Annotated in this window: 9 protein-coding genes; 4 read left to right on the top strand and 5 right to left on the bottom strand. The window is 69.2% G+C overall.

Features of this window, described 5'->3' with window-relative positions; genetic code table 11:
* The first annotated feature begins 57 nt into the window (after positions 1-57).
* Both AC1D2H_RS23730 and feoB read left to right on the top strand, forming a co-directional pair.
* Positions 58-318 carry a FeoA family protein gene (locus tag AC1D2H_RS23730; RefSeq protein WP_477929816.1) on the top strand — a complete coding sequence of 87 codons (261 nt, stop codon included), beginning with the start codon at positions 58-60 and terminating at the stop codon, positions 316-318.
* 243 nt (positions 319-561) lie between these two features.
* Entirely contained in the window at positions 562-2,448 is a 1,887-nt protein-coding gene (gene feoB / locus AC1D2H_RS23725) for a ferrous iron transporter B (protein WP_478012654.1), read from the top strand.
* Here the strand turns inward: feoB and AC1D2H_RS23720 are convergent.
* Genes AC1D2H_RS23720 through AC1D2H_RS23710 form a run of 3 tightly spaced genes read right to left on the bottom strand, consistent with a single transcriptional unit; the run spans position 2,433 to position 5,294 of the window.
* Positions 2,433-3,392 carry a peptidylprolyl isomerase gene (locus AC1D2H_RS23720; protein ID WP_477929812.1) on the bottom strand — a complete coding sequence of 320 codons (960 nt, stop codon included), beginning with the start codon at positions 3,390-3,392 and terminating at the stop codon, positions 2,433-2,435. The genes feoB and AC1D2H_RS23720 overlap by 16 nt on opposite strands.
* A 49-nt stretch (positions 3,393-3,441) precedes the next feature.
* Entirely contained in the window at positions 3,442-4,338 is an 897-nt protein-coding gene (locus AC1D2H_RS23715) for a hypothetical protein (protein ID WP_478012653.1), read from the bottom strand.
* Entirely contained in the window at positions 4,317-5,294 is a 978-nt protein-coding gene (locus AC1D2H_RS23710) for a glycoside hydrolase family 43 protein (RefSeq protein WP_478012652.1), read from the bottom strand. Before AC1D2H_RS23710 ends, AC1D2H_RS23715 begins: the two co-directional genes overlap by 22 nt.
* A 247-nt stretch (positions 5,295-5,541) precedes the next feature.
* Between AC1D2H_RS23710 and dnaE the strand changes: the two genes are divergently transcribed.
* Both dnaE and AC1D2H_RS23700 read left to right on the top strand, forming a co-directional pair.
* Entirely contained in the window at positions 5,542-9,096 is a 3,555-nt protein-coding gene (dnaE, locus tag AC1D2H_RS23705; RefSeq protein ID WP_478012651.1) for a DNA polymerase III subunit alpha, read from the top strand.
* Between the two features lie 298 nt (positions 9,097-9,394).
* Entirely contained in the window at positions 9,395-10,693 is a 1,299-nt protein-coding gene (locus tag AC1D2H_RS23700; RefSeq protein ID WP_477929804.1) for a patatin-like phospholipase family protein, read from the top strand.
* Here AC1D2H_RS23700 and AC1D2H_RS23695 read toward each other — a convergent pair.
* Together AC1D2H_RS23695 and AC1D2H_RS23690 are read right to left on the bottom strand one after the other, a co-directional pair.
* Entirely contained in the window at positions 10,667-10,945 is a 279-nt protein-coding gene (locus tag AC1D2H_RS23695) for a ComEA family DNA-binding protein (protein ID WP_478012650.1), read from the bottom strand. The two genes, AC1D2H_RS23700 and AC1D2H_RS23695, sit on opposite strands and share 27 nt — an antisense overlap.
* 159 nt (positions 10,946-11,104) lie before the next feature.
* Positions 11,105-12,841 (bottom strand): ABC transporter transmembrane domain-containing protein, encoded by a 1,737-nt coding sequence (locus AC1D2H_RS23690; RefSeq protein WP_478012649.1) that lies wholly within the window; start codon positions 12,839-12,841, stop codon positions 11,105-11,107.
* Positions 12,842-12,920 lie beyond the last annotated feature (79 nt).

Raw genomic sequence — 12,920 nt, 5'->3', positions numbered from 1 at the left:
GGCTTGCGTACAATGAGAATCATTCTCATCAATATGACTCGCCCACCGAGCCTGCCCATGTCCGAGCCGCTGCCTTCCAGCCTCGCCGCCGCCCCTGCCGGGCAGGCGCTGACCGTCCAGCAGGTCAGCGCACCCGGGCATTCGCCGGAATGGGCGGCCTGGCTGGCCGATCTGGGCTTCCTGCCCGGTGAAGCCGTGCACGTGCTGCGCCGTGGCGCCCAGCGCACGGGCAATCTGGTGGTGCGCGTCGGGCAATCGACTTTTGCGCTGCGCCATGCCGAGGCCGAATGCATCGCCGTGACACCCCGTCATGGCTAGGAGCCTGTTTGTGATGTCTTCATGGCGTCCGCAAGGCAGCCCGGGGCCGCAAGCTAGGCGCACGCCACAGGCCAGGCTGGGCGCCTGGCCAAGGCGGGCAACGACGGGTGCGGCCCCGGGCTGCCTTGCCCTTCGGGTTGCCCCGCAAAAGCAGCGTTTGCTGCGTTGSAAATCCTCGCCGGGTGACCCACCCGGCTGCGGTTTGCGCCTTGCACCCTCTACTTTTGCGGGGCAACGGACGCTATGAAGGCATCACAAACAGGCTCCGCCATCGTTCACGTCCACCGCGGCGGCAAGCTCGTCGCGCTGGTCGGCAACCCCAATTGCGGCAAGACGGCCCTCTTCAACGGCCTGACCGGCAGCCACCAGAAGGTGGCCAATTACGCCGGCGTCACCGTCGAGCGCAAGGAAGGCAAGTTGACGACCGCGGCCGGCAAGGCCCTGCGCCTGCTGGACCTGCCCGGCACCTACAGCCTGCACCCGCGCTCGCCCGACGAGCGCGTCACCTGCGATGTGCTGGCCGGCCGCGCCAAGGGCGAGAAGCGCCCCGACCTGGTCGTCTGCGTGCTGGACGCGACCAATCTGCGCCGCAACCTGCGCCTGCTGCTGGCGGTGCGCCGCCTCGGCCTGCCCGTCGTCGTGGCGTTGAACATGGCCGACCTGGCCGCCCGGCGCGGCCTCAAGATCGACGCGGCGGCGCTGGGCGCCCAGCTCGGCCTGCCGGTCGTGCGCACGGTCGCCATCCACAAGGAAGGCCTGGACGAGTTGCGCGAACTGCTGGACAAGCCCGAGGTCTGGGAGGCGGCACCGCTGCCCAGCGCGGCCGAGCAGCAGGTCGACGACCACGTCACCGTCAGGACGCTGCTGCGCGAGCTCCAGCTCGACCACGAACTGCCGACCCTGCCCGGCGACCGCGTCGACCGCGTGCTGCTGCACCCGGTGGCGGGCTCCGTCATCCTCGCGGTGCTGCTCTTCCTGCTCTTCCAGGCCGTCTTCTCCTGGGCGGAGCCGCCCAAGGACGCCATCGAGGCCGGCATGGCCTGGATCGGTGCGCAGGTAGGCAACTGGCTGCCCGAAGGTTGGCTGCGCAGCCTCATCGTCGACGGCGTCATCGCCGGTGCCGGTGGCGTGCTGGCCTTCCTGCCGCAGATCCTGATCCTGTTCTTCTTCATCCTGCTGCTGGAAGAGTCGGGCTATCTGCCGCGCGCGGCTCTGCTGCTGGACCGCCTGATGGGCAGCGTCGGCCTGTCCGGGCGCAGCTTCATCCCGCTGCTGTCGAGCTTTGCCTGCGCCATCCCCGGCATCATGGCCACGCGCTCCATCTCGAATCCGCGCGACCGCCTCGTCACCATCATGATCGCGCCGCTGATGACCTGCTCGGCGCGGCTGCCCGTCTATGCGCTGTTGATCGGCGCCTTCGTGCCGCATCGCGACGTGGCCGGCTTCGAGCTGCAGGGCCTGGTGCTGTTCGGTCTCTACGTCGCCGGCATCCTTGGCGCGCTGGCCGTGGCCTGGGTGCTGAAGCGTTTCACCGACACCGGCCGTCTCGTGCGGCCGCTGATGATGGAGTTGCCGAGCTACCACTGGCCGCATCCGCGCTCCATCGCCATCGGCCTGTGGCAGCGCGCCATGATCTTCGTCAAGCGCGTGGGCGGCATCATCCTCGTGCTGACCATCGCGCTGTGGCTGCTGTCCAGCTTTCCCGGCCCGCCGGAAGGCGCCACGGGCGCACCCATCCAGTACAGCATCGCCGGCTACCTCGGCGCGGGCCTGGCCAAGATCTTCGCGCCCATCGGCTTCAACTGGCAGATCAGCCTGGCCCTGGTGCCGGGCCTGGCTGCACGCGAAGTCGCCATCAGTGCGCTGGGCACCGTCTACGCGCTGTCGGCCACCGGCGATGAAGCCGCCCAGGCGCTGTCACCGCTGATCCAGCAGAGCTGGAGTTTGGCCACGGCCCTGTCCCTGCTGGCCTGGTATGTGTTCGCGCCGCAATGCCTGGCAACGCTGGCGGCGGTGAAGCGCGAAACCGGCGGCTACAAGATGCCGCTGATCATGGCGGCCTATCTGTTCGGCCTGGCCTACCTGGCTTCGTTCATCACCTACCGCGTCGCGCTTTACTTGGGCGGCTGAGGGGGGATGGGGCGTGTCGGTACGGACGCGCTGCAGATGTCGATATAGCCGGGGCTGTGGACGAACCAGCCCCCGCGAAAGCGCCGCGCGTCCAGCAGCTGCGTCCAGGTGGTGGACTCGGTCTTCAGCACCTGCAACGCGGGACGCTCCTCGACGGGCACCTCGGCCAGCAGGCGGATGCGCTGGATGCCCGTGCGCTGCTCGGGCTTGTCGTAGAAGCCCATGGCCGCCCCACCGCGCGGCAGGCCCGACAGCAGCTCCATGCCCTTGAGCACGCGGCCGACGACGGTGATGTTCAGGTCCAGCCCACGCGGCGCCTGRCCGATGACGACATAGAGCTCGCTGCCGTTGCTGGAGTCGACCGCATCGCTGCGGCCGGCGCCCACCATGCCGTAGCAATGGGCCAGCCAGGCCTTGCCGGCCTTGGGGTCGGCGGCCACGGGCATGCCCTGGGCAAAGCCGGTGCGCGGCGCCCAGCCTTCGGCGTCGGGCAGCTTGGCAAAGCCGGCGTCCTTGCCGATGCGGTCCAGCGGCACCGAGAACTCGGCGGGCAGCTTGGCAGAGGCGCCGGCCGGCAGCGGCTTGGCCTTGGCGGCGTCCTCGCCGTCGGGGTCGCCCCATTGGGTGACGAAGTTGTCCTGCACGCGCAGGATGGCCAGGCCGTCCCAGTAGCCGCCGCGCGCCAATGCGCGGATGTTGGCGGCGTGGGCGGGTGCGAAGCGCGGGGCCAGTTCGATGATGGCCTGACCGGTCGCCAGCTCCATCAGCAGCGTGTTCTCGGGATCGAGGCCGCGCCAGTCGCTGGCGGGCGAGCTGGCCAGGATCTCCTGGGCGGTCTTCTTCGCGACCGCCTTGGCAGGGGATGGCTTGGCGGGCTTGCGGGGTGCGGCGATGGCCGTGGACAGCAGGCCGGCGGCAGCCAGCGCGAGGATGATGTGCTTCATGGGCGCGCAGCTTAACGGCGGCTGTCCCGGCCGCCAGCCCGCGCAAACCTCAGGGCGGCGGCAGAAAACGGCCCAGCTCGCCTGCCCGTAACGCCGCAGCCAGGCGTGCAGCCAGCGCCTGCGCAGCAGCGGGTTGCTGATCGAAGCGCGAGGCCGCGCAGCCGTCGCCGCGCAGGCAGGCGAGCCAGACTTCGGGGTCGCGCTCGTCGCAGGCGAGGCCGAAGTGGCAGGGCAGCAGGCGCAGCGCGGCCTGGGCGGTCGCGCGGCCCGCCGCGTCACCGAAGCGCTGGCCGTCGAAATAGAGCTGTGCTTCGCCGGCGCTGCGGCGCAGCAGCAGGCGCTCGCCAAGTTCGTCGAGCAGCAGCGCATCGGGGCGAGCGATGACGGCATTCAGCAGCGCCGCGTCGTCGAGGTCGGACTGCTGGATGGCCAGCAGCGGGTCGCCGGCGGTCGCCTCGTCGGGGGCGATATTGACGAGGGCCAGCCACTCGCCGTTGGCGAACTGGCTGCAGCCGGCCGCCAGCGCCGCCTGGCGGACCATGGCGCGCTGGTGGCGGGTGTCGTTGGCGTCGGGCGGCTGTTCGGGCGCGGGCAGGCTTGCCAGGGCGTCGCAGCGCCGCGCCAGGGCGCGGGCGTAGAGCCGGCCGCCTTGCGCGCGTGCTGCCAGTGCCGCCTGCACGCCGGCGCGCAGATTGGCCTCGGGGGCTGCGAGCAGGTCGGTCAGGCTGGGCTGGGGCGGCTCCGCTGCAGGCCGGGCAGCCGGCTGCGCCCGCGGCTCGGCCGGCGCCTGCAGCGGCCTGGGCGATGGCGCTGCCGGCACGGCCACGGCAGGTGGGGGCGTTCCTTCGGCCTCCGCCGCTGGATGCCCCCACCACGCCCAGGCCAGCAGCGCGACGCCCAGCGCCAGCGCCGCCGGCGGTGCGATCACCAGACCGCTTGCGGCCATCCGTCGGCGCCCCAGGTCACGTTGTTGATGAAGAGCACCGGCGCGCCGTTGTTGCTGGCGTCATAGGCATGCCAGGCGATCACCGAGCCGTCGGCCAGCAGCGACTGCCCGCCCGGGCCCTTGAAGCGCGTGCCGCTGGACGCCAGCACCGTGCCGCCGCCGGACAGCATGGCGACGCCGGCCTTGTCGGCGTAGGGCCCGGTGATGGACGTCGAGCGGCCGACGACGATGCGGTAGGTGCTGTTGGCACCCTGGCAGCAGGCGTTCTTGGACGCGAACAGGTAGTACCAGGTCGTGCTGCCGATGGCCTTCTTGACGACGAAGCCGTTCTCGATGCCGTTGACCGTGTCCTTGGCGATGTTGACGATGCCGCCGGTGGGCGGCTTCAGGTTCACCTTGCTGACGCGGGTGATGTGGATGCCATTCCAGAACGAGCCGAAGACGAGGTAGGGGTCGCCGTTGGCCGCCAGCACGAAGGCCGGGTCGATGGCGTTGTAGCCGTCACCGGACTTGGAGGTCAGGATGGCGCCCTGGTCCACCCACTGGCCCGCGGCGATGCCGCCGGCCGAGGTGGTCAGGCCGATGGCCGACTTCTGCGAGCCGAAGCTGGAGATGGCGTAGTAGCAATAGCCCAGGCCGCTGTACTCACCGCAGCCGGGTGCCCAGACCATGGCGGTCTTGTTGGACGGCAGATAGGTCTTCCACCAGGACAGGCCGCTGCCGAAGATGGGCAGGCCCTGCGTCCAGGCATGGCCGTCGCTGGAGTACTTGACGCCGATGCCGCCGTTGTCGGTGGTCTCGAAGATCCACCAGGTGGAGCTGGTCTTGTAGATGTTGGGATCGTGGGTGCCGAGCGAGCCGGTCAGCGTCCAGGGCGCCGCGTGGGCGGGGGCCAGCAGGGCGCTGAGGGCGCATGCGGCGGCCAAGCGCATCAGGCGCTTCAGGGTCAGGAACATGTGTTGTCTCCGGGTGTGGCGGGCCGCCTCGTGTGGGCGGGCCTCGTGGGTTGCCTGGAACCGGCGCCAGCTCCGGGCAAGCAAATTAAACATGACTATTTGTTGATGAGAACCCCGCGATTACGCCGATTCAGCAATTGGCATCGATTAAAAGTAATACTTAATACTTTCTGGCATCGCTGAGCCATGTAAGCGTTGCCATGCCGGCTCGGGTCGGCAGGCGACAGCGCCTTCCTACAATGGCGGCATGCCCGAGACCGCTGTTCAAGACCTGCAAGATCTGCCCTATGTCCACCTGCGCATGCACACCGAGTTCTCGGTCGTGGATGGCACCTTGCGTACCGACGACGCCGCCGATGCGGCCGCCGCGGACGGGCAGGTGGCGGCGGCCATCACGGACCTCGCCAACCTCTTCGGCGGCATCAAGTTCTACAGCGCGATGCGCAAGAAGGGCGTGCAGCCCATCCTCGGCGCCGACTGCTGGCTGGAGACCGACGCCACCGACAAGCCGCCGACGCGCCTGCTGCTGCTGGTGCAGAACAGCCAGGGTTATCTGAACCTCAGCGAGCTGCTGTCGCGCGCCTGGATCGACAACGTGCAGCGCAACCAGGCCTGCCTGAAGTGGGAGTGGCTGACGGAGCTGGGTGCCGGCCTGATCTGCCTGTCGGGTGCCCAGCACGGCGGCCTGGGCCAGGCGCTGATGCAGGGCGACAAGGTGCGGGCCAAGGAATGGGCACAGCGGCTGTCCGAGGTCTTCCCGGGCCGCTTCTATATCGAGCTGCAGCGCGCCGGTCTGCCCGGCCAGGAAGCCCTCGTGCAGGCCAGCGTGCCTTTGGCGGCCGAGTTGGGCCTGCCCGTGGTGGCCACCCACCCCATCCAGTTCCTGGGCGAAGACGACTTCGAGGCCCATGAGGCGCGCGTCTGCGTCGCCGAGGGCGAGACGCTGGCCAATCCCAAGCGCATCAAGCGCTTCCTGCCCAGCCAGTACTTCAAGAGCCAGGCGCAGATGCGCGAGCTCTTCAAGGACATCCCGAGCGCCATCCAGAACACGACGGAGATCGCGCGCCGCTGCTCGCTGACCCTGGTGCTGGGCAAGCCGCAGTTGCCCAACTTCCCGACGCCGCTGATGGACGACGGCACGCCGATGCCGATGGACCGCTACTTCCGCGAGCTCAGCCACGAGGGCCTGGTCGGGCGGCTGCAGCATCTCTTCCCCAACGAGGCCGAGCGCGACAAGGAGCGCCCGCGCTATGTCGAGCGGCTGGAGTTCGAGCTGAACACCATCATCAAGATGGGCTTCCCGGGCTACTTCCTCATCGTGTCGGACTTCATCCGCTGGGCCAAGGCCAACGGCTGCCCGGTCGGCCCGGGCCGGGGTTCGGGCGCGGGCTCGCTGGTGGCCTATGCGCTGCTGATCACCGACCTGGACCCGCTCAAGTACAACCTGCTGTTCGAGCGCTTCCTGAACCCCGAGCGGGTCTCGATGCCTGACTTCGACATCGACTTCTGCCAGGGCAACCGCGACCGCGTCATCGACTACGTCAAGGACAAATACGGTCGCCCGGCGGTCAGCCAGATTGCGACCTTCGGCACCATGGCCGCCAAGGCCGCGCTGCGCGACATCGGCCGCGTGCTGGGCATGGGCTTCGGCCATGTCGACAGCATCGCCAAGCTCATCCCCGCGCCACCGGGCAAGACGGTGACGCTGGCCAAGCTGCCGCCCAACTTCGACCCCGACAAGGCCAAGGTCATCTATGCCCGCCATGAGGCGCCGGAGCTGGAGGAGCGCGAGAAGAGCGACGAGGAAGTGGCCGAGCTGCTGAAGCTCGCCGCGCGCGTCGAGGGCATGGTGCGCAACATCGGCATGCATGCCGGCGGCGTGCTGATCGCGCCGGGCAAGATCACCGACTTCTGCCCGCAGTACCAGCAGCCCGGCTCCAACAGCGCCGTCAGCCAGTTCGACAAGGACGACGTGGAGGCCATTGGCCTCGTCAAGTTCGACTTCCTGGGCCTGGCCACGCTGACCATCCTGGAGCTGGCCAAGGACTTCATCGTCGCCCGCCATGCCGACCGCGCCGGCTTCGACTGGGCCAATGTGCCCCTGGTCGACAAGAAGGTCTTCGACCTTTTCGGCAAGGGCTATTCCGAGAGCGTGTTCCAGTTTGAATCGCCCGGCATGCAGCGCCTGTTGAAGGACGCCAAGCCCTCGCGCTTCGAGGACCTGATCGCGCTGGTGTCGCTCTACCGCCCGGGGCCCATGGACCTGATCCCGTCCTTCGTGGCGCGCAAGCATGGCAAGGAGGCCATCGAGTACCCGCACCCACTGCTGGGCCAGGTGCTGGAGGAGACCTATGGCGTCTTCGTCTACCAGGAGCAGGTGATGCAGGCGGCCCAGGTGCTGGGCGGCTACAGCCTCGGCGGCGCCGACATGCTGCGTCGCGCCATGGGCAAGAAGAAGGCCGAGGAGATGGCCATGCACCGCGAGATCTTCCGCAAGGGGGCCGCGGTCAAGGACATCGACGAGAAGAAGGCCGACGAGGTCTTCGACCTGATGGAGAAGTTCGCGGGCTATGGCTTCAACAAGTCGCATGCCGCCGCCTACGCCTTGCTGTCGTATCACACGGCCTGGCTGAAGACGCATTACACGGCCGAGTTCTACGCCGCGAACATGACCATCGAAATGGACGACACCGACAAGCTCAAGGTGTTGCTCAACGACGCCAAGATCTTCGGCATCGAGTTCCAGTCACCCTGCGTCAACAAGGGCGTCTACCGTTTCGAGCCGCTGGGCAACCGGCTGGTGAACTACGGCCTGGGCGCCATCAAGGGCACCGGCCGCGGCGCCATCGAGGCCCTTATCGCGGCGCGCGAGGCCGGCGGGCCCTTCCTGAGCTTCTACGACTTCTGCCTGCGCGTGGACCGCAAGAGCGTGAACAAGCGCGTGGTGGAGGCCCTCATCAAGGCCGGTGCCTTCGACAGCATCAATCCCGAGCGCTCCAGGCTGCTGGCCAGCGTGGCGCGCGGCTACACCCATGCCGAGACGACCGAGGCCAATGCCGACCAGGGCGGCCTGTTCGACTTCGGCGACTCGCATGCCTCGTCCACCGCCGAGCCCGACCTCGTCGAGGCGCCGGTGTGGAGCATCAAGGAGCGCCTGTCGCTGGAAAAGACGGCCATCGGCTTCTATCTGTCGGGCCATCTCTTCGACCAGAGCGGCACCGAGGTGCGGCGCATCGTCAAGCGCCAGATCGCCGACCTCGTCGACAGCCGCGAGCCGACGCTGGTGGCCGGCATCGTCAGCGGCCTGCGCGTCATCAACGGCCAGCGTGGCCGCGTCGCCATCTTCAAGATCGACGACAAGAGCGACGCCATCGAGGCCGTGGCCAACGAGGAGTTGCTGAATGCCAACAAGGAGCTGCTCGCCGAGGACGAACTCATCATTGCCCAGGGCAAGGTGCAGAACGACCGCTTCTCCGGCGGCCTGCGCATGAATGTGCAGGCGGTGTGGAGCCTGGCCGCAGCGCGCGCCAAGTTCGGCCGCCATCTGCTGCTGGGCAGCGCCGGTGCGGCCGGGCTGATCAAGGAGCTGGTGGAGCGCTTCCCGCCGCGCGACGTCGTGACCGAAGAGGGCGGGACGCGCAAGCTGGGCCTGCCGGTGCGGGTGTCGGTCAAGGCCGAGCCCGACGGCGGCCAGGTCGGCGCACGCTGGCTGGTGGAACTGGGCGAGACCAGCCGCTTCTGGCCCGCCGATGACGCTATCGCCAAATTGGGCACGGCGGCTGAGGTCATTTACGAAGTTTGAGGAGGCTCTGCGAAACCCCTGCGGGCCGCGTTGGCGAGAAACCGGCCCGCGAGTAGGCGCGTCGCGAAGCTGGGGCTGGGTGCCCCAGAGAGCGGCGCAACACCCGCGCGGGTCGGTTCTCTCGCCAACCCTTCGGGGCGTGGCTTTGCCGGCGCTGGTCGGCGTTGCGAACCTTGCCCAGGCATGGGTCTGGGAGGCGGTCCGCGCCTTGCCCAGCATCCCGGCAAAGACCTCGCCGCGGCCTACAGGGGTTTTGCAGAGCCTCGTGACGGCCTGCCATCGGCGATGATTCCCGCCGATGCTGCAAGCCGTGCCCAAGCCCCATTCGCAGTTGCAGGGGCTCAACCGTACGCCGCCGGTCACAGGTCTGATCCTGACCGGTGGCGGCGCCCGCGCCGCCTACCAGGTGGGCGTGCTGGCCGCCATCGCCCAGCTGCGGCGTGACGCCGGCGCAACGCAGACCAATCCCTTTCCCGTCATCAGCGGCACCTCGGCCGGCGCCATCAACGCGTCGACGCTGGCCTGCCACGCGGACGACTTCGACGGTGCCGTCGACGGCCTGTTGCACCTCTGGCAGGGCCTGCACGTCGAGAACATCTACCGCGCCGACGCCTTCGAGGCGGTGCGCAGCGGTGCGCGCTGGCTGAGCATGCTGAGCCTGGGCTGGGCCATCGCGCGCTGGACGCGCAGCCGCCCGCGCAGCCTGCTGAACAACTCGCCGCTGCGCGAACTGCTCGCGCGTTATCTCGACATGCCGCGCATCGAGGCCATGCTGGACGGCAACCATCTGCGTGCGCTGGCGCTGACCGGCTCCAGCTACACCTCGGGCCAGCACGTCACCTTCTTCCAGACCCATCACCACGTCGTGCCCTGGCTGCGCGAGCAGCGCATGGCGGTGCAGACCAAGCTAAGCCTGAGTCATCTGATGGCGTCGTCGGCCATTCCCTTCATCTTTCCGGCCGAGCTGCTGGAGCTCGAGGGCATGGCCGAGTGGTTCGGCGACGGCTCCATGCGCCAGAGCGCCCCCATCTCGCCGGCCGTGCACCTGGGCGCCGAGCGCGTCCTCGTCATCGGTGCCGGCCGCATGAAGGAGCCCGAGGGGCGCCGCGTCACCGCGACCGAGGCCCACCCGAGCATGGCGCAGATCGCCGGCCATGCGCTGTCCAACATCTTCCTGGACGCGCTGGCGGTGGATGTCGAGCGCCTGCGCCGCATCAACCGCACGCTGGCCCTGCTGTCGCGCGAGACGCGGGCGGCGACGGCGCTGCGGCCCATCGAGCTGCTCGTCATCGCGCCCAGCCGGCGCCTGGACGACCTGGCCGGCGAGCACCAGGCCAGCCTGCCGAACTCGGTGCGCGCCATGCTGCGGGCCTTCGGCGTCAGCGGCAAGGGCAAGACGACCAGCGGCTCGGCCCTGGTCAGCTATCTGCTGTTCGAGCCCAGCTTCGTCAACGAGCTGATCAACCTCGGCATGAGCGACACGCTGGCCAAGCGCGCCGAGGTGCAGCGCTTCTTCGGCTGGCCGGCGCGCGCGCCGCAGCTCGACCCGGCGATGCTGCGCCGCAGCCGCTCAGCGGGCTTCGCTGCCGACTGCTGAAGAGAAGGGTTGGCCGGCCACGCGCAGGCCGGCGCCGGAGAGCTTGCGGGCGGCAGCCGCCTTGACGCCCGGCACGCGCTTCATCAGGTCGGCCCAGTCCTGGAACGGTCGCGCGGCCAGCAGGCGTTGCACCAGGGCCGGGCCCAGGCCGGGCAGGGACTCGAGCTCGGCGCGCGTCGCGGTGTTGGCTTCGACCACGGCTTGTGCCAGGGCGGGCGCCGTTGCCCACAGCAGCAATGCCCGGCGGCGCATGTCAGTCGTCCAGGGAGGGGCTTTTGGGCCGAGCGCCGGGCCGCCCCAAGTCGGCCCGTGTGGCGATGTGCGCGCGGCTTGATGCCGCGTGCATCGCCGTCCCCTCGGGGGACCGGCTGGGAATGCCCGCGTTCAGCGAGGCGGGACCGGACGAGGGGCTCACGGTTCGCCGGCCTGGGCCCGCACCATGGCCGCATAGGCGCCATCGCGGGCCAGCAGCTCGGCATGCGTGCCGGTCTCGACGAGCTTGCCGCCACCCAGCACATGGATGGCGTCGGCGTCGCGGATGGTGGACAGGCGGTGGGCGATGACGATCAGCGTCTTGCGGCCCGACCAGGCGGTCAAGGCCTGCTGCACGGCGCGCTCGCTCTCGGTGTCCAGGGCCGAGGTGGCCTCGTCGAAGATCCAGATCGGCGCGTCCTTGTAGAGGGCCCGGGCGATGGCCAGGCGCTGGCGCTGGCCGCCGGACAGCTTGCTGCCGTTGGCGCCGACATTCGTCTCCACGCCCTCGGGCAGGGCCTGCACGAAGTCCCACAGATGGGCGGCGCGCAAGGCGGCCTCCAGCTTGGCTTCGTCGCGGGGCTGGGCATAGGCGATGTTGTTGGCCACCGAGTCGTCGAAGAGGACGATGTCCTGGGACACGACGGCGAACTGGCGGCGCAGGCATAGACGGGTCAGCGCCTCGATGTCATTGCCATCGAGCAGGATGCGACCGGCATCCGGCCGGCCGAAGCCCAGCAGCAGATGGATGATGGAACTCTTGCCCGCGCCCGAGGCGCCGACCAGGGCCGTCGTCTTGCCGGCGGGGAAACTGAGGCTCAGCCCGTCCAGCGCCGCCTGGTTGGCGCCCGGATAGGTCAGGCTGACCGATTCCATCGCCAGGTCACCCAGGGCCGACTCGGGCAGTTCGAGCGTGCCGCTGTCGGCCTCCTTGGGGGCGTCCATCAGCTCGAAGCAGCCCTTGGCAATGACGCTGGCGCGCGTCAGCGGGGCGGCCAGGTCGGACAGATGGCGCAGCCGCGAGGTCAGCAGCAGCAGCGCCGTGACGAACTCGGCAAAGGCCTGCACGCCGGTTCCTTCAGCGCGCGCCTGCCACAGCGTCACGCAGATGATGAAGGACAGGCCCACGGCGGCGACCAGCTGCGACAAGGGCTGGGCCAGCGCGCCGGCGGTGGCCGTCTTCAGGTTGTTGCGGCGCACCTCGTGGGCGGTCTCGGCGAAGCGCTCGCGCTCATGGGCCTCGGCGCCGAACTGGCGCACGACACGCCAGGCGCGGGCGAGGTCATCGACCTTGTTGACGAGCAGCAGTTGCGAGTCGTAGGAGCGCGAGGCCATCAGCCGCATGCGCTGGTTGACCTTCTTCATGATGAGGGCCATCAGCGGCGTGACGACGAGGCTGAGCAGGGTCAGCTGCCAGTTCAGATAGAAGAGATAGGCCAGCATGGCGATGGCGGGCAGGCCGTCGCGCAGCACGCTCATGCCGACGTCGCCCACCAACTGCAGGATCTGCTGCGGATCGTTGACGACCTTGCTGACCGCCGTGCCGGGTTGCATGCGGGTGTAGACCTGGGCGTCCAGGCGCAGCAGGGCGTTGACGAGGGTGGCCCGGAAGTCCATCACGCTGCGCGTGACGGTCCAGTTGAAGAGGTATTGCCCGGCGAAGCCGAAGATGCCGCGCATCAGGTACAGGCCGATCAGCACGACGGGGATCATCCACAGCGGAAAGGCGTCCTTGGTGAAGCCCTCGCCAAAGGCATAGCCGATGAGCTTGGGAATCATCGGCTCGGTGGCCGCGGCGCCGACATAGGCCAGCACGGTCAGCAGCGCGCCCCAGCGGTGGGGGTAGACGAAGTGGCCCAGTCGTTGAGCGGGAGAGGCGTTGGTGTCGGGAGACATGGGGGGCGATTGTCTCCCGGGGCACGCCGGGCCGCCCCAAGTGCCCTGAGCCCCCTCGGGGGGCGTGGCGGCGTGCCGC

The sequence above is a fragment of the Roseateles sp. P1_C1_2 genome, from assembly GCF_056406535.1.
The sequence above is the reverse complement of the archived record's forward strand: the minus strand, read 5'-3'. Positions and strand labels throughout refer to the sequence as shown.

Coding starts and splice junctions, on each gene's coding strand:
- AC1D2H_RS23700 (WP_477929804.1), top strand. CDS start 9,395: ATGCTGCAAGCCGTGCCCAAGCCCCATTCGCAGTTGCAGGGGCTCAAC.
- dnaE (WP_478012651.1), top strand. CDS start 5,542: ATGCCCGAGACCGCTGTTCAAGACCTGCAAGATCTGCCCTATGTCCAC.
- AC1D2H_RS23730 (WP_477929816.1), top strand. CDS start 58: ATGTCCGAGCCGCTGCCTTCCAGCCTCGCCGCCGCCCCTGCCGGGCAG.
- AC1D2H_RS23695 (WP_478012650.1), bottom strand. CDS start 10,945: ATGCGCCGCCGGGCATTGCTGCTGTGGGCAACGGCGCCCGCCCTGGCA.
- AC1D2H_RS23715 (WP_478012653.1), bottom strand. CDS start 4,338: ATGGCCGCAAGCGGTCTGGTGATCGCACCGCCGGCGGCGCTGGCGCTG.
- feoB (WP_478012654.1), top strand. CDS start 562: ATGAAGGCATCACAAACAGGCTCCGCCATCGTTCACGTCCACCGCGGC.
- AC1D2H_RS23690 (WP_478012649.1), bottom strand. CDS start 12,841: ATGTCTCCCGACACCAACGCCTCTCCCGCTCAACGACTGGGCCACTTC.
- AC1D2H_RS23710 (WP_478012652.1), bottom strand. CDS start 5,294: ATGTTCCTGACCCTGAAGCGCCTGATGCGCTTGGCCGCCGCATGCGCC.